Origin of the sequence: Solirubrum puertoriconensis, from assembly GCF_001483135.1 — a bacterium.
Lineage (GTDB): Bacteria > Bacteroidota > Bacteroidia > Cytophagales > Hymenobacteraceae > Solirubrum > Solirubrum puertoriconensis.
This window is the reverse complement of sequence record NZ_LNAL01000008.1, coordinates 820779-837434: the sequence shown is the minus strand read 5'-3', so window position 1 is coordinate 837434 and position 16656 is coordinate 820779. Positions and strand designations below refer to the sequence as shown.

Genomic DNA, 16656 nt, shown 5'->3' with positions numbered 1-16656 from the left:
CAGCGGGGACTACGAGTTTTGCTCCTGCTCGCGACGCTTCAGCTCGGTGAGCAAGCGGGCGATGTTGCGACGACCGTGCTTAATACGGGTCGGATTTTCGAGCGGGGAAATAGCGTGAGCGAAGCGCAAAGTTTGTGCGTTCGACTGCTCCTTGTTGATTTGCTCTTTCAGATCCTCGATCGAAAGGGCACGGATTTCAGCGTTTTTCATTGTGCTTATGCCTCAACGTAGTCGCGACGAACAACAAACTTGGTTCGAACCGGCAACTTCTGAGCCGCCAAACGTAGCGACTCTTGTGCAAGTTCCAGCGAAACACCGTCCGACTCAAACAGAATCGTGCCAGGCTTCACAATGGCCACCCAATACTCGGGCGAGCCTTTACCCTTACCCATACGTACCTCAGCAGGCTTCTTCGTAATGGGCTTGTCTGGGAAGATGCGGATCCATACCTGACCTTCACGCTTCATAGCGCGAGTCATGGCGATACGAGCAGCTTCGATTTGACGCGCGGTAATCCAAGCGGCTTCCAGCGACTTAATGCCAAACGAACCGAAGTCCAGCGAGCTGCCGCGGTAGGCTAGGCCGTTTACGCGGCCCTTCTGCATCTTCCGATACTTGGTTCTTTTCGGTTGTAACATGTTCTAGTTCTCGAAAAAGAATGGAAGGAAGAAGGACTAGCGACGTGGGCCACGGTTTGCACCGCCGCCTTGACCGCCACGATTGCCGCCGCCTTGGCCGCCACGGTTGTTACCGCCGCCAAAACCACCACGTCCCTCGCCGCCACGGCCACCACGGTCGCCGCCACGACCACCACGGTCGCCGCCACGGCCACCACGGTCGCCGCGGTCACCACGCTCACCACGCGGACCTCGGTCGTTGCGGTCGTTGCTGGCAGCACCCTGCTGCTGGCTCAACAACTGGTTAGGCGACAGGTCAGGCTTGCCAAATACTTCACCGCGCATGATCCACACTTTGATGCCAATCTTGCCGTACACCGTCTGAGCTTCAGACAAAGCGTAGTCAATATCAGCACGTAGAGTGTGCAGCGGAGTGCGACCTTCCTTGTACTGTTCTGAACGTGCAATTTCAGCACCGCCGAGGCGGCCGCCGCACTGCACCTTAATACCTTCAGCACCCACGCGGAGTGCGCCCTGAATAGCTTGCTTCATCGCGCGTCGGAACGAGATACGAGCCTGCAGTTGCTGAGCAATGCTCTCACCTACCAGCTTGGCGTCGAGTTCCGGACGCTTAATTTCGAAGATGTTGATCTGAACGTCTTTACTAGTCAGACGCTTCAGTTCATCCTTAATCTTATCTACTTCTTGGCCACCCTTACCAATTACAACGCCCGGACGAGCGGTGTTGATGGTGATGGTGATGCGCTTTAGGGTGCGCTCGATGATAATTTTCGAGATGCCACCCTTCGGGATACGCGCCAGGATGTACTTGCGGATCTTTTCGTCCTCTACCAGCTTGTCGGCAAAATCTTTGCCGCCGTACCAGTTCGAGTCCCAGCCTTTAACGATACCCAGGCGGAGGCCAACCGGATTAACTTTCTGTCCCATGGTAATTATTCGGTGGCGTCAGCCTCGTTTTGGGTGTCAGCTTTCTTGGTCGAACGACGCGCTTTCTTCGGTGCTTCATCAGCAGCCGAAGCAGCGGCTGGAGCAGTCTCCAGCTTAGCAGCGGCATCTTTCAGACCCTGGCGGCTGCCAATGGCTTCCACCTTCGAGTCGATGATAATCGTCACGTGGTTGCTGCGCTTGCGAATACGGTGACCACGACCCTGGGGGGCGGGGCGCAGACGCTTCAGCTGGCGACCTTCGTCGACGAAAATCTCTTTGATATAGAGGTTGGCGTCTTCGATGCGCTCGTCCTCGTTCTTCTGCTGCCAGTTGGCCAGAGCCGATAGGAGCAGTTTCTCGATTTTTTCGGCGCCCGAGTTAGCCTCGAACTTCAACAAGCCCAAGGCACGGGTAACGCTCTTACCGCGTACTAGGCCGGCCACGAGGCGCATCTTGCGCGGCGAGGTCGGTACGTTACGGAGTTTGGCTACTGCTTCCATGTCTTAGCGCTTGCCTTTGTCTTTCTTGGCGATGTGACCACGGAAGTTGCGCGTCGGGGCGAATTCGCCCAGTTTGTGCCCTACCATGTTTTCGGTTACATACACCGGGATGAACTTATTGCCGTTGTGCACAGCGAAGGTGTGCCCTACAAAGTCCGGCGAAATCATCGAGCGGCGCGACCATGTCTTCACCACCGATTTTTTTCCGCTTTCCTCCATCACCTGCACCTTCCGCTCAAGACGGAAGTCGATGTACGGGCCTTTTTTAAGCGAACGTGCCATTACTTCTTGCCTTTACGCGAAACGATGAGGTTCTCAGAGTACTTGTTCTTGTTGCGAGTCTTGGCACCTTTCGCAAGCAGACCTTTACGGCTGCGCGGGTGACCACCGCTTGAGCGGCCTTCGCCACCACCCATTGGGTGGTCAACGGGGTTCATTGCAACACCACGTACGCGCGGACGGTAACCCAACCAACGGTGACGACCGGCTTTGCCAAGACGAACGTTCATGTGGTCAGCGTTCGACACCGTGCCTACGGTAGCCATGCAGGTAACTAGTACCATGCGCATCTCACCAGACGGCAACTTTAGGGTTGCGTACTTGTCTTCGCGAGCAACAAGCTGAGCGTAGGTACCAGCCGAACGTGCCAGAACGGCACCGCCACCAGGCATCAGTTCAATGTTGTGAACGATGGTACCTAGGGGCATATCGCGCAACAGAAGAGCGTTACCTACCTCTGGAGCGGCGCCTGGGCCTGCTACTACGGTAGCGCCTACCTGCAGACCAGCAGGTGCGATGATGTACGCCTTTTCGCCGTCAGCGTAGCTGATCAGTGCGATGCGAGCCGTACGGTTCGGATCGTATTCAATCTCTTTTACCGTAGCGGGCACACCGTGCTTGCTACGTTTGAAATCAATAATACGATACTGTTGCTTGTGACCACCACCGATGTATCGGTTGGTCATTTTTCCGGAGTCATTCCGGCCACCGGATTTTTTCTTGGGTGCCAACAGCGACTTCTCCGGGGTCGACGTGGTAATCTCGTCGAAGCCCGGGGCGATGCGGAAGCGCTGACCCGGTGATGTTGGTCTTAGTTTTTTGAGTGCCATTTTATAGCGAAAATGCTCTAGCGAGGGGCCTCGTTCAGGAATTCAGCTGGACTAAATACCGCTGTAGAAGTCGATAACATCACCATCCTTTACGGTTACGATAGCCTTCTTGCTCGAAGCACGACGGCCGGTAACGGCACCGGTCTTGGTGAAGCGGGACTTGAGTTTGCCCTGGCTGCGGATGGTGCTAATGCCCACCACAGTCACGCCATAGAGCTTCTCGATTTCCTTTTTGATTTCAACCTTATTGGCGGTGCGTTCAACCTCAAAGGCGTACTGGCCTTTTTCGTTCAGCGACGTAGCCTTCTCAGTTACGATGGGCTTCTTGATAATGCTCATTACTCAGCAGCCGTATAAAGTTGGGTGAGCGACTGCAGGCCGTCTTCCGACAGCAGCAGCGTATCCGTGTTCAGCAGATCGTGCGTGTTCAGAGCGTTAGCAGTAGCCACTTTCACCTTCTGTAGGTTACGAGCTGACAGCACCACATTCTTGTCAATCGATCCAGTTACTAGCAAGGTTTTCTTACCAGTGTTCAGGTTGAGGCCGCTGAGAATGTTAACGAAGTCTTTCGTCTTAGGACCTTCGAGCGAGAAGTTCTCAACCAACGCTAGGCGGTTTTCGCGAGCAAGTACCGACAGGGCCGACAAACGAGCCAACTGCTTGGTCTTCTTGTTCACTTTAAAACCGTAGTCACGGGGTTTAGGACCGAATACACGGCCACCACCGATGAACACCGGCGACTTCATCGAACCAGCACGAGCACCGCCGGTGCCTTTCTGCTTCTTTAGTTTTTTGGTGGTGCGGGCAATTTCAGCGCGCTCCTTCGATTTGTGCGTGCCCTGGCGCTGATTAGCGAGGTACAGCTTTACATCAAGGTACATGGCGTGCTCGTTGGGCTCCACGCCGAAAATAGCGTCCGACAGCGTCACCTTACGACCGGTGTCTTCGCCTTTGATCGTCAATACAGAGAGTTCCATCGCGCCTATTTCTCCAGAATCACGTAACCGTTTTTAGCACCGGGAACTGAACCGCTTACGAGGATCAAGTTCTGGTCGCCTACCACGCGCATCACTTTCAGGTTCTGCACTTTTACACGGTCACCGCCCATGCGGCCAGCCATACGCATGCCTTTGAACACGCGCGAGGGCCACGAGCAGGCACCGATCGAACCAGGGTGACGGCCGCGGTTGTGCTGGCCGTGAGTCTGGCCGCCAACACCGGCGAAGTTGTGACGTTTAACAACGCCTTGGAATCCTTTGCCTTTTGAGGTTCCAACTACATCTACGAAGTCGCCTTCGGCAAAGTAGTCTGCATTTACCTCAGCGCCGAGCGTGTACGAAGCCACGTCATCGGTACGGAATTCCACAAGTTTCTTGCGGGGGGTAACACCCGCCTTAGCGAAGTGGCCAGCCAACGGCTTGTTGGTGTTCTTGGCCTTCTTCTCGCCGTAGCCGAGCTGCACAGCAGTGTAGCCGTCGGTCTCGAGCGTTTTCACCTGCGTCACTACGCACGGACCAGCTTGAATGAGCGTGCAAGGCACGTTCCGACCGTCCGCAGTGAAGAGGCTTGTCATACCGATTTTCTTACCGATAATGCCAGGCATTCGAATTGGGGTTTAAAGAAAAGACACAGTGAAAACGCCCGAATAGCGTTTTCGGAAAGGGAGTGCAAAGCTACAATATTGTTAAGACAAAATTGCAACCCCCTTCCAAATAATTTAAGAAGCAGCCGTGTTCACTTTGGCCTCTCTAACAGTTACTTCGCACCATTTCTTCATTCCTACATGCCGTCAAGGCCAAGCCACCAGCACGGAAATGGTCAATTATCTACTTGATGATAAATGAGCAAACAGTGTCTAAGCAGGACGCCATTCCAAACCTTTTCTCACAACAGTCTCTTTGCTGTAAGCAGCAGCACTACTTAGCGGAAGCAGTAAAAAAAACAAGGCGAAAGTCAATCCAGTCTGGGTTTCCAAAGTTGGCTCAACCATAAATGATAGCGTTACAATTATGTATTGCGAAATCAACATGGGTGCGTGCTTACGCCGAGACCACCAAAGGGGATAATAGAAAGCGAGTGTAAATAAAAGCAAGCCTATAGCACCAAAAGAGACTAAATAGAATAAAAACTGATTATGCGGCTGCAAGTGATGCTCCGCATCAATTTGCGGAAAGAATTCACGATATCTAGCAGACATTTCATCACGCAGATCGGCTTTTCCAACCCCTACCAAGGGGTGATCCTCCCATACTCGCAAAGCTGCTTGATAAGAGTACACCCGCCCTACCAAGGAGTAATCGTTTGCTGAACGCGTCTGCTCAACTCGACTAGCATCTTCACGCGTATTACGGTATTTGTTATAAAACGTAGGCAACGCCCAATAGCTAAGCAATGGAGTCAGAGTCAGAACAGCCACCACTGTTGCCACTTTGCGCCAAGCTTTGTGCTTTAGTTGATAACCTAGGCCAAAGATACCTAGCACATAGAAGGCTAGCAGGCCACTACGTACAGCAAGAAGGTGTAGAAAGCCAGCCAGGAATATTGTAGCTATTAAAACCACTTTTCTACGCCATCCCTGAAGAGCTTCTCTATTCAAGAGCACTGCACCCACGGCAATTGAAAGCGCTACTAGTAAGCTGAACCTAATATGATCTGGCACAGTAGGCATCACCTTCGACCTAAGGTAAAGCTCGTTGATATATTCTCTGTTGTACAGATAATATATGGTGCTTCCCACCGCAGATACAGTAGTAAGGCCAAGCAAAAGCTTGTAAAGCCGAGCTAGGTATGCTACAGGTAGAGGTGGTAACACACAAAAGGCAATAGGAAGAATAAGAAACGGCAGCTGTAACACCATGTCGCGCCAGTACTCATGCATATTGCTCCGACTCGTTATCGCTCCAGCAGCGAAATGCATACCGAATATTGCAACAAAGCCTAAATAGACTGGCCATTTAGTTCTTTGCTCTATTTTTTTAAACAGCACGAAATAGGCCAGAGCGGCCACCACTAAACACCCTTGCCCAATGCTGGCCAGTGCACGGAAAAAAGGGATGGTGTAAAGGCCTACAACTACCAACGCACAGCTAATAGCTGCCGCTGCCTGAATCCGGCTCTCGGTTAACCAACTGATATTTTTCGAAGCAGGAGAAATACTCACAGACGTTAAGCACAAACCCGTAGCTGCATGCTTGGGCGAATTGCAAGTTACTTATTTCGGATTTGGCTTTCTGTCATGATTACCTGACAGAAATTTTGCAAAAGATGCAAACCAGCTGTCGAGTACAAATAAAAAGCCCCACTGGTTTTCACCAGTGGGGCTTTTTCGCTGAGAATTAGCACTCAGACTTTGATTTCTACGTCAACGCCGCTCGGCAGTTCGAGTTTCATCAGGGCATCTACCGTCTTCGACGAAGTCGAGTAGATATCCACGAGGCGCTTGTAGGTGCAGAGCTGGAATTGCTCACGCGACTTCTTGTTCACGTGGGGCGAACGGAGAACGGTGAACTTCTCTTTTTCCGTCGGCAAAGGAATCGGGCCGCTTACGATGGCACCCGTTGCTTTCACCGCCTTTACGATCTTCTCCGACGACTTGTCGACGAGGTTATGATCGTAAGACTTCAGTTTGATGCGAATTTTCTGGTTCATGATGTCAGCTTGTGAAAGCAAGTATTACTTACCGCCTTTTACTTTGGCGATGATGCCTTCGGCGAGGTTCTGCGGTACCTGTTCGTAGTGCGAGAAGGTCAGCGAAGCCGAAGCACGGCCCGAAGAGATGGTACGTAGGTCAGTTACATAGCCGAACAGCTCCGACAGCGGAACGTCAGCCTTGATAACCTGAGCACCAGCTTTGGTGTCCATACCCTTCATGATGCCGCGGCGACGGTTTAGGTCACCCGTTACCGGACCCGTGTACTCGTCAGGCGACACTACTTCAACGGCCATAATGGGCTCGAGCAGCTTAGGAGCGCAACGAGGAGCTGCTTCCTTGTAGCCAAGGCGAGCTGCCATTTCGAACGACAGAGCGTCCGAGTCCACATCGTGATACGAACCGTGGTAGATCTTCACACGCATCGAATCCAGTGGGAAGCCGGCAAGTACGCCGCTCTTCATAGCTTCTTCGAAGCCCTTCTGGATCGGAGCGATGAATTCTTTCGGAATAACACCACCCGTAATACCGTTGACGAACTCCAGGCCGGGTTTCTCCGGCTCGGTTTCTTTCGGGCCGAGTTCAAACTCGATGTGAGCAAATTTACCACGACCACCCGTCTGCTTCTTATAAACTTCGCGGTGCTCGATTTTCTTGGTAATCATCTCCTTGTAAGCTACCTGCGGAGCACCCTGGTTGATTTCAACCTTGAACTCGCGACGCATACGGTCGATGATGATTTCCAAGTGAAGTTCACCCATACCGCGCAGTACCGTTTGGCCCGTCTCAGGGTCCGTGAATACCGTCAGCGTGGGGTCTTCTTCCACGAGCTTGGCAATAGCCATACCCATCTTGTCTACGTCGGCCTGGGTCTTAGGCTCGATAGCGTAGCCGATTACAGGCTCGGGGAACGACATCGACTCGAGAACGAGGCGGTCTTTCTCTTCCGTTAACGTGTCACCAGTCTTGATGTCTTTGAAACCAACGCCGGCAGCAATGTCGCCAGCCTGGATCTTGTCGATCGGGTTCTGCTTATTGGAGTGCATCTGCATCAGACGTGAGATGCGCTCTTTCTTGCCCGTACGGTTGTTAAACACGTACGAACCCGACTCCAGCTGACCAGAATAGCAGCGGAAGAAGCACAGACGACCTACGAAGGGGTCGGTGGCAATCTTAAACGCCAAAGCCGTAAAGGGCTCGTCATTGTCGGGATGACGCTCTACTTCCTCACCAGTGTCGGGGTTGGTACCGATGATGGCGGGCATGTCGAGCGGCGAAGGCAGGTAGGCCATAACGGCGTCAAGCATAGCCTGAACACCTTTGTTTTTGAAGGCCGAACCGCACATCACCGGCGAGAACTTCATGTCGATAACCGCTTTGCGGATCACGTCCATCATCTCCTCGCGGGTAATGCTGTCCGGATCTTCAAAGAATTTCTCCATTAGGGTGTCGTCGTATTCAGCAACGCTTTCAACGAGCTTCTCACGCCATTCCTGTACAGTATCAACGAGGTCCTCGGGAACCGGAACTTCTTTGTAGGTCTTACCTTGAGTAGCATCGTCCCACACGATGGCTTTGCCAGTCAGCAGGTCAACTACGCCCTTAAAGGTGTCCTCAGCACCGATCGGAATCTGCAACGGCACGGGGTTAGCGCCCAGCTTGTCTTTGATTTCCGTTACGGCTTTGAAGAAGTCAGCACCAGCGCGGTCCATTTTGTTTACAAAACAGATGCGCGGTACTTTGTATTTGTCGGCCTGACGCCATACGGTTTCCGACTGCGGCTCTACGCCCGATACAGCGCAAAACAGAGCAACGGCACCGTCGAGCACGCGCAACGAACGTTCAACTTCTACGGTGAAGTCAACGTGGCCCGGGGTGTCAATCAGGTTTATTTTGTACTGCTTGGTCTCAGGCGTCGATTCGCCCTGCACCGTGGGGTAGTTCCAGAAGGTAGTAGTAGCAGCCGAGGTGATGGTAATACCACGCTCCTGCTCTTGCTCCATCCAGTCCATCGTGGCGGCACCTTCGTGCACTTCCCCGATTTTGTGGGTTTTACCCGTGTAGTAAAGAATGCGCTCCGACGTCGTGGTCTTACCGGCGTCGATGTGCGCCATAATCCCGATGTTACGGAGATACTTCAGGTTTTCGTTGACGGCCATGTCAGTATGGGGTCTTAGGAACTTGGGGACTCTTGGATTGGAATTGCTACTCAACAACAACTCCAGTCCGAAAGTCCCCAAGCACCCAAATTCCTTAAATTAGAAGCGGAAGTGCGAGAAGGCCTTGTTGGCTTCAGCCATCCGGTGGGTGTCGTCTTTTTTCTTAACGGCCGCACCTTCACCTTTGGCGGCAGCGATGATTTCGCCAGCCAGCTTATCTTTCATCGTTTTCTCGCCTCGGCGACGCGAGAATTGAATCAGCCACTTCGAGCCAACGGCAATGCGACGGTCGGGGCGAACTTCCGTAGGAACCTGGAAGGTAGCGCCACCTACGCGGCGGCTCTTTACTTCTACGGTCGGCATCACGTTGTTCAGGGCTTTGCGCCACTGCTCCAGGCCGTTCTCCTTGGTGCGTGCTTCTACCTGCTCCAGAGCATCATAAAAGATGTTGTACGCCAAGCTCTTCTTGCCGTCGTACATCAGGTAGTTTACGAAACGGGTTACCAGCGTCTCACCGAACTTGGGGTCCGGCAGGAGGATACGCTTTTTCGGTTTTGCTTTTCTCATGGTATATGAGGAGTCTCGTGGGCTGAACTATCTTACGGCCTAGCTTCACACGCTTCATAGCGTATTACTCAGACCCGTGGCCGTCATTCAGCCCCCTACTACCTAATTACTTTTTCTTACCGCCTTTGCCAGCTGCTGCGGCCGGTTGACCCGGCTTCGGACGCTTGGCACCATACTTCGAACGGCGCTGCAGACGACCGTTTACACCGGCAGTATCCAAGGCACCGCGGATGATGTGGTAACGCACACCGGGAAGGTCTTTCACACGACCGCCGCGGATCAGCACGATGCTGTGCTCCTGCAAGTTGTGGCCTTCACCCGGGATGTAGGCGTTAACCTCTTTGCCGTTGGTCAGGCGTACGCGAGCTACTTTACGCATAGCCGAGTTCGGCTTCTTGGGCGTAGTGGTGTACACGCGGGTGCACACACCACGGCGCTGTGGGCAGGAATCGAGAGCCGGCGACTTAGATTTCGTCGTCAACTTCTCGCGCCCTTTGCGCACTAGTTGGTTGATGGTTGGCATCTATTGAACGTTATGTTCGGGAGGGTCTTCTCCCAAAAAATTAGGCTTGCAAAGGTAGAGAGTCTGATTTACAATAGCAAACAAGGATTATAACTTAACACGGAAAGGGTCAAAGACTCATAATCAGCGACTTTGCTGCAGCCGAAATTGCCCCTGCTTAAGAATGATGAAAGCCCGCACGAGGTCATGCGGGCTTTTCTGTAATTGTTCGGGTCTAATGCGTAACTAGTCGGCAGCCTGCAGTGTCACCGGCCCTATGTCAGCGCAGCGGCTCAGCGCGTAACCCAGCACCTCTAGGCTAGTGCGGCTGCGGCTGTAGTCACAGAAGTAAAGGCCGTATTCGGCACGCTGCAGCACGGCGTCGGGCATACTAGTCAGGCTGCCGGAGTCTCGGTATTCGTATAGCCCCGACTCGTCGCAATGGTCGAGGTTGGGGGCTTTAGCGAGGATGCTGTTGGCCTGCTCGGTGGTCAACTTGCAAAGGATTCGATACTCAAAGCCCGTTTCTACTAGGCACATTCGTTTAATCAGTAAACTGGTTTATTTCATTGGGAAGTTTGTAACCATGTTTACTACTTGGCGATTAGGCCTGCCCGCAAGAAGATCGGAAAGCACACTTTTCTCTTGTCTTCGCCCCACAATTGACGCAAGGCCTGTGCAATTAGGTCAACGGGGTTCTCCCCTGTCTTCTTTTGGTACAGGTACACACTGCTCCAAGTTTGTAGGTACTGCAGAAAGCGTTCGGCAGACCACAGCTGGCGCGTTTCGAAGTTTTGGTGCGCTACCGCAGCAAACGGGAACGGGATGCGTGCAAAACTATCGTCGATATGGCGGCGATGTTCATCCCAATAAGGTCCTACAATATCCCTGTAGAAACGGCTTATCAACGCATCTAGCGGCTCGCCAATTTTTACCAGGCCATATGCCCACTCGGCAATGGTGGCGCCCGGCTTGGCTACCCGTTGGGCTTCGCGGTGAAAAGCAGCTGCATCAAACCAGTGCAGAGCTTGCGCCGTGGTAATCAGGTCGAAGGTGTTGTCGGGGAAAGGCGGTTGCTCGGCAGCACATACGTGGTAGTGCACGTTTGCACGCTGAGCGGCGTACATCAATTGTTTTTCACTGATGTCGGTGGCCTCAACCCTACTGAAGTGTGCCGCTAGATCGACTGCTACCTGTCCGTTGCCGGTTCCGCAATCCCATGCAGCCTTCCGACCTAGGGCCATTTCAAGTAAAAACTCATAAAGCTCGGCAGGATAAGTTATCCTGAATTGCGCGTACTGCTCGGCTTGGTTGGAGAAACGATCGAGTGGTGCCATAGTCCGAAAATAGGAAGAGCCGCGTACTTGTCGCGGCTCCTGGGTAGCTTAAGCCTATGGGGTTCGAGAGCTATGCCTCTCCCATCGTTCCTCCGAAGTTCATCGGATAGCTAGGCATTTCGTCTTGCGTTTTGATGGTGCCAAAGCTCCGCTCGTACCGCTCCACGTTGTCCGACAGCGCCGATAACAAACGCTTTGCGTGTTCGGGTGTGATAACTATTCGGGCTTTCACCTTCGCTTTGGGTAAACCAGGCATCAATCGAATAAAGTCGATAACGAACTCGCCGCTCGAATGGGCAATCATCGCAAGATTGGCGTACTCGCCTTCTGCTATGTCTTCCGATAGCTCGATATTGATTTGTTGTTCCTCGGGTGCAGATGTGGGTTGTTGCTGAGCCATAATAATTGCGCGAACATGTTGTTCGCGTGATGTTATGCGAAGTTGGATGTTGGTGCAGCTTCTTAAGTCAAGCGAATGCTGCCGCCTGCCTAAAAGTACTTAGAAAAAGAAAAGCCCACCGGAATTGCTTCCGGCGGGCTCCCTTATTTGATCAGCCTAAGCTGCGTCAGCTTATTCAGCCGATACTTCGCGCTTGCTGCGGCTAGCACGTGCAGGACGCGTTTCCGTAGCTGCCGGAGCGGCGGGTGCCGGTTCCGGATCCTCGGTCGAGCCAACCTGAATGCGCGTGTACTCGCGCAGACCGGTACCGGCTGGAATGAGGTGACCAACGATAACGTTCTCCTTCAGACCTAGGAGTTCGTCGGCCTTGCCACGGATGGCGGCTTCCGAAAGCACCTTGGTCGTCTCCTGGAACGAAGCAGCCGAAATAAACGACTGCGTGCCCAGTGAGGCCTGCGTGATACCCTGCAGCGTCGGACGCGATACGGCCGGCGAAGCGTCGCGCACTTCTACCAGCTTCAGGTCGCGGCGGCGCAGCGAGGAGTTCTCATCGCGCAGCTTGCGAGCCGTTACAATCTGACCACGCTTCAGGATCGTCGAGTCACCTTCGTCCGTTACCACCTTCATGTCGATGATGGCATCGTTCTCTTCCATGAACGTAATCTTGTCCACGGTCTGGTGCTCGAGGAACGACGTATCGCCCGGATCCATGATAACCACCTTCTGCATCATCTGGCGTACAACCACCTCGATGTGCTTGTCGTTGATTTTCACACCCTGCAAGCGGTACACTTCCTGAATCTCGTTCACGAGGTACTCCTGCACGGCACCGGGGCCTTGAATGTTCAGGATGTCGGTCGGCGTAATGGCACCATCCGACAACGGCGCACCGGCGCGGATGAAGTCGTTGTCTTGCACCAGAATGTGCTTCGACAGCGGCACCATGTACTTCTTGCGTACGCCGTCTTTCGACTCGACGAAGATTTCGCGGTTACCACGCTTCACCGTACCGTAGGTTACCACACCGTCGATTTCCGATACCACCGCCGGGTTCGACGGGTTACGGGCTTCGAACAGCTCGGTAACGCGGGGCAGACCACCGGTAATGTCGCGGGTCTTGCCAACAGCGCGCGGGATCTTAGCTAGAATGTGACCGGCCTTGATCTTCTCGCCGTTCTCCACGTTGATGTGCGAACCTACGGGAATGTTGTAAGCCTTCTGCGTTTCGTCGCCGCCTTTCTTGCCGGCTTTGATTACCAGCGCCGGAGCCAGGGTCTTGTCTTTCGACTCGATAACCACTTTCTCACGGTAGCCGGTCTGTTCGTCCGACTCCTCGCGGTAGGTTACGCCTTCTTTGATACCCTCGTAGTTGACGGTACCATCGAATTCGGCCAGAATTACTGCGTTGTAGGGGTCCCAGTTGTTCAGCTCTTGGCCTTTCTCAACTTCCTGACCTTCCTCAACGAGCAGGAACGAGCCGTACGGAACGTGGTTCGAGATGAACACCTTGCCGGTGCCTTTCTCCACGATGCGTACTTCACCCGAACGACCCATTACCACTTTCACCGGCTCGCCTTCAGCATTCACCGAATCAACGGTGCGCACGTCTTCGAACTCGATTACACCGGCAAATTTGGCGCGGATGCTGGCTTCTACAGCGATGTTCGATGCAGTACCACCCACGTGGAAGGTACGCAGCGTCAGCTGCGTGCCGGGCTCACCAATCGACTGAGCAGCGATTACACCTACAGCCTCCCCTTTCTGTACCATGCGGCCAGTAGAGAGGTTGCGGCCGTAGCAGCGGGCGCAGATACCACGCTTCGCTTCGCAGGTCAGTACCGAGCGGATTTCCACCGATTCGATGCTGGTCTGGTCTATACGACGAGTCACCTCTTCGGTAATTTCGTCGCCAGCGGGCAGAATAACTTCGTCGGTTAGCGGGTCCACGATATCATGAACAGCCACACGACCTAGGATACGCTCGGCCAGCGGCTCCACGATGTCCTCGTTGTCCTTCAGGGCGAAGGTTTCGATGCCACGCAGCGTGCCGCAGTCAACGTCATTCACAATAACGTCTTGCGACACGTCTACCAGACGACGGGTCAAGTAGCCGGCGTCAGCCGTCTTCAGAGCGGTATCGGCCAGACCCTTACGGGCACCGTGCGTCGAGATAAAGTACTCGATAACGTCCAGACCTTCTTTGAAGTTAGACAGAATCGGATTTTCGATAATCTCGCCTACCGAACCCTGTAGCGACTTCTGCGGCTTGGCCATCAGACCACGCATACCCCCGAGCTGACGGATCTGCTCGCGCGAACCACGGGCACCCGAGTGCATCATCATGTAGATCGAGTTGAAGCCTTGCTTCTCCTTCTCGAGGCGCGACATCAGCGTCTCGGTGATCTGGTTGTTGATGCGCGTCCAGATGTCGATAACCTGGTTGTAACGCTCGTTGTCGGTAATCAGACCCATCTGGTAGTTCTGAGTTACCGCCTTCACGTCGTTCTGCGCCTGGGCAATCAGCTGGTCCTTCTCTACCGGAATTTGGATGTCACCCAGGCCCATCGACAGACCACCTTTGTAAGCCGACTGGAAGCCCAGCGTCTTAATGTCGTCGAGGAACTGCGCCGTGCGGGCCATGCCCGTACGCTTGAACACCATCGAGATGATCTGCTGCAGCTTCTTTTTGGTTAGCAGCTCATCCACGAAGCCTACTTCCTCCGGTACGTGCAGGTTGAACAGCACACGGCCAGCAACCGTCTCGATAACCTTGGTTACGAGGTTATCTTGCTCGTCGCGCACTTTCGTACGCACCTTGATATAGGCGTGCTTTGAGAGCTGTCCCTCGTTGATAGCAATTACTACCTCCTCAGCCGAGTAGAAGGTGCGGCCTTCGCCTACAACTACTTCCTCTTCGGTAGTGCGCTTGCCTTTGGTCACGTAGTACAGACCTAGAACCATGTCCTGCGACGGTACCGCAATCGGAGCGCCGTTGGCCGGGTTCAGGATGTTGTGCGACGCCAGCATGAGCATCGAAGCTTCCAGTACAGCTGCCGGACCTAGGGGTACGTGCACTGCCATCTGGTCACCGTCAAAGTCAGCGTTGAAGGCGGTACACACCAGCGGGTGCAGCTGAATAGCTTTACCCTCGATGAGGCGCGGCTGGAACGCCTGAATACCTAGGCGGTGAAGTGTAGGAGCACGGTTCAACAGTACCGGGTGACCCTTGAGCACATTCTCGAGGATATCCCATACCACAGCGTCCTTGCGGTCTACGATCTTCTTGGCCGACTTTACCGTTTTCACAATGCCGCGCTCGATGAGCTTGCGGATAATGAACGGCTTGAACAGCTCGGCCGCCATGTTCTTGGGCAGACCGCACTCGTGCAGCTTCAGCTCCGGACCTACCACGATAACCGAACGGCCCGAGTAGTCGACACGCTTACCGAGCAAGTTCTGACGGAAGCGGCCCTGCTTGCCTTTCAGCATATCAGACAGCGACTTCAGGGCGCGGTTGCCTTCGGCGCGCACGGCATTTACCTTACGCGAGTTATCGAACAGCGAGTCCACGGCTTCCTGCAGCATGCGCTTCTCGTTGCGCAGAATCACTTCCGGTGCCTTGATTTCGATCAGGCGCTTGAGGCGGTTGTTGCGGATGATAACGCGACGGTACAGGTCGTTCAAGTCGGAAGTAGCGAAACGGCCACCATCCAACGGTACAAGCGGACGCAGTTCCGGCGGAATTACCGGCACCATGCGGATCACCATCCACTCAGGACGGTTCTCGATACGGCCGTTGGCTTCGCGGAAGGCTTCTACTACGCGCAGACGCTTCAACGCCTCAGCCTTACGCTGCTGCGAGGTTTCGTGTGCGGCCGAGTCACGCAGGGAGTAACTCAGTTCGTCCAAGTTGAGGCGTTCGAGCAGCATTTGCAGCGCTTCAGCACCCATCTTGGCAATGAACTTCTGCGGGTCCTCGTTGGGCAGCATCTGGTTCTCGCGGGGGAGCTTGTCGATGATGTCCAGGTATTCGTCTTCCGTCAGGAAGTCGTACTGCTGTACGCCATCAGCCTCCAGCAAGCCCGGCTGCACTACCACGTAACGCTCGTAGTAGATGATCTGGTCGAGCTTCTTGGTGGGCAGGCCCAGCAGGTAACCAATTTTATTGGGCAGCGACTTGAAGTACCAGATGTGCGCAACGGGTACAACCAATTCGATGTGGCCCATCCGCTCGCGGCGCACCTTCTTCTCGGTTACCTCCACGCCGCAACGGTCGCAGATGATGCCCTTGTAGCGAATGCGCTTGTATTTGCCGCAGTGGCACTCCCAGTCTTTTACCGGTCCGAAGATCCGCTCGCAGAACAAGCCGCCCATTTCGGGCTTGTACGTGCGGTAGTTGATCGTCTCGGGCTTCACCACTTCCCCGTTCGAGCGCTCCAGAATGGCTTCCGGAGAGGCGAGCGAGATGGTGACTTTCGAGAAGTCTTGAACCAGCTTTTTCGTTTTTGCAAACGCCATGTTGCTTGTGTTTAAGCTTTAGCTTGTTGCTATTTCACCGTTCGGTTTCTTCGGGCAGTGCCCAAACACTCAGAACAGCTCGACTCCGGGAAAAGTGCTCTGCGGGTCGGATAGGTACGCCGCGCAGTAGATTTTTCGGGTCTGGGCGAAGCCTCGTCGGCTCCATTCGACCAGCTCATTGATGACTTCTGGGCCTGTTGATGTTGTCCTGACCATATCTCGGAACAACGGCCGAAAAGCATGTCGCAAAGCCGCTCGTACTATTTGTCCGCTCTGCTTGGCCTCCCCCCTACTTGCTGACGAGTCAGCCTAGGGCAGGATGCGCAAAATGGTTGCCGGCACCGAGGCAC

17 protein-coding genes and 1 pseudogene are annotated in these 16656 nt (G+C 54.0%); all 18 read right to left on the bottom strand.

The genetic code is table 11. From position 1 onward, the window contains the following. Nucleotides 1-9: 9 nt before the first annotated feature. The 18 genes and pseudogenes from rpmC to rpoC all read right to left on the bottom strand — a co-directional run bounded on the left by rpmC (nucleotide 10) and on the right by rpoC (nucleotide 16306). Complete coding sequence (rpmC, locus tag ASU33_RS17810) at nucleotides 10-210, bottom strand: 50S ribosomal protein L29 (RefSeq protein ID WP_059072175.1); 201 nt, start codon at nucleotides 208-210, stop codon at nucleotides 10-12. A gap of 5 nt (nucleotides 211-215) precedes the next feature. Further along, entirely contained in the window at nucleotides 216-638 is a 423-nt protein-coding gene (gene rplP, locus ASU33_RS17805) for a 50S ribosomal protein L16 (protein ID WP_059072174.1), read from the bottom strand. A 36-nt stretch (nucleotides 639-674) separates the two neighbouring features. Then, the gene (gene rpsC, locus ASU33_RS17800) at nucleotides 675-1565 is read right to left on the bottom strand and encodes a 30S ribosomal protein S3 (protein ID WP_059072173.1); all 891 of its coding nucleotides are present in this window, start codon (nucleotides 1563-1565) and stop codon (nucleotides 675-677) included. 161 nt (nucleotides 1566-1726) lie between these two features. After that, nucleotides 1727-2065, bottom strand: a pseudogene (rplV, locus tag ASU33_RS17795) (50S ribosomal protein L22); the annotation flags it as partial. A 3-nt stretch (nucleotides 2066-2068) separates the two neighbouring features. After that, the gene (rpsS, locus tag ASU33_RS17790) at nucleotides 2069-2347 is read right to left on the bottom strand and encodes a 30S ribosomal protein S19 (protein WP_059072171.1); all 279 of its coding nucleotides are present in this window, start codon (nucleotides 2345-2347) and stop codon (nucleotides 2069-2071) included. After that, nucleotides 2347-3174, bottom strand: coding sequence for a 50S ribosomal protein L2 (rplB, locus tag ASU33_RS17785; RefSeq protein ID WP_059072170.1), 828 nt, complete (start codon nucleotides 3172-3174; stop codon nucleotides 2347-2349). Before rplB ends, rpsS begins: the two co-directional genes overlap by 1 nt. A gap of 51 nt (nucleotides 3175-3225) precedes the next feature. Further along, on the bottom strand, nucleotides 3226-3513 hold the full coding sequence (rplW, locus tag ASU33_RS17780; protein ID WP_059072169.1) for a 50S ribosomal protein L23: 288 nt from the start codon (nucleotides 3511-3513) through the stop codon (nucleotides 3226-3228). Continuing rightward, nucleotides 3513-4151: a 50S ribosomal protein L4 gene (gene rplD / locus ASU33_RS17775; protein WP_059072168.1), complete on the bottom strand. Its 639-nt coding sequence runs from the start codon at nucleotides 4149-4151 to the stop codon at nucleotides 3513-3515. Before rplD ends, rplW begins: the two co-directional genes overlap by 1 nt. A 5-nt stretch (nucleotides 4152-4156) precedes the next feature. Continuing rightward, the gene (gene rplC / locus ASU33_RS17770; protein ID WP_059072167.1) at nucleotides 4157-4777 is read right to left on the bottom strand and encodes a 50S ribosomal protein L3; all 621 of its coding nucleotides are present in this window, start codon (nucleotides 4775-4777) and stop codon (nucleotides 4157-4159) included. 252 nt (nucleotides 4778-5029) lie between these two features. Next, nucleotides 5030-6334 carry an O-antigen ligase family protein gene (locus tag ASU33_RS17765; RefSeq protein ID WP_149867289.1) on the bottom strand — a complete coding sequence of 435 codons (1305 nt, stop codon included), beginning with the start codon at nucleotides 6332-6334 and terminating at the stop codon, nucleotides 5030-5032. 182 nt (nucleotides 6335-6516) lie between these two features. Beyond that, on the bottom strand, nucleotides 6517-6822 hold the full coding sequence (gene rpsJ, locus ASU33_RS17760; protein ID WP_059072165.1) for a 30S ribosomal protein S10: 306 nt from the start codon (nucleotides 6820-6822) through the stop codon (nucleotides 6517-6519). Between the two features lie 24 nt (nucleotides 6823-6846). Then, nucleotides 6847-8982, bottom strand: a complete 2136-nt coding sequence (gene fusA, locus ASU33_RS17755; protein WP_059072164.1) for an elongation factor G — start codon at nucleotides 8980-8982, stop codon at nucleotides 6847-6849. 99 nt (nucleotides 8983-9081) lie between these two features. Next, nucleotides 9082-9549: a 30S ribosomal protein S7 gene (gene rpsG / locus ASU33_RS17750; protein ID WP_059072163.1), complete on the bottom strand. Its 468-nt coding sequence runs from the start codon at nucleotides 9547-9549 to the stop codon at nucleotides 9082-9084. Between the two features lie 106 nt (nucleotides 9550-9655). Beyond that, nucleotides 9656-10072, bottom strand: a complete 417-nt coding sequence (gene rpsL / locus ASU33_RS17745) for a 30S ribosomal protein S12 (RefSeq protein ID WP_059072162.1) — start codon at nucleotides 10070-10072, stop codon at nucleotides 9656-9658. A gap of 225 nt (nucleotides 10073-10297) precedes the next feature. Next, entirely contained in the window at nucleotides 10298-10591 is a 294-nt protein-coding gene (locus ASU33_RS17740; protein WP_059072161.1) for a hypothetical protein, read from the bottom strand. Between the two features lie 53 nt (nucleotides 10592-10644). After that, nucleotides 10645-11388 (bottom strand): class I SAM-dependent methyltransferase, encoded by a 744-nt coding sequence (locus ASU33_RS17735; RefSeq protein WP_059072160.1) that lies wholly within the window; start codon nucleotides 11386-11388, stop codon nucleotides 10645-10647. Nucleotides 11389-11458: 70 nt separating this feature from the next. After that, on the bottom strand, nucleotides 11459-11788 hold the full coding sequence (locus ASU33_RS17730) for a DUF3467 domain-containing protein (RefSeq protein ID WP_059072159.1): 330 nt from the start codon (nucleotides 11786-11788) through the stop codon (nucleotides 11459-11461). A 171-nt stretch (nucleotides 11789-11959) separates the two neighbouring features. Then, nucleotides 11960-16306 (bottom strand): DNA-directed RNA polymerase subunit beta', encoded by a 4347-nt coding sequence (gene rpoC, locus ASU33_RS17725; RefSeq protein ID WP_059072158.1) that lies wholly within the window; start codon nucleotides 16304-16306, stop codon nucleotides 11960-11962. Between the last annotated feature and the right edge of the window lie 350 nt (nucleotides 16307-16656).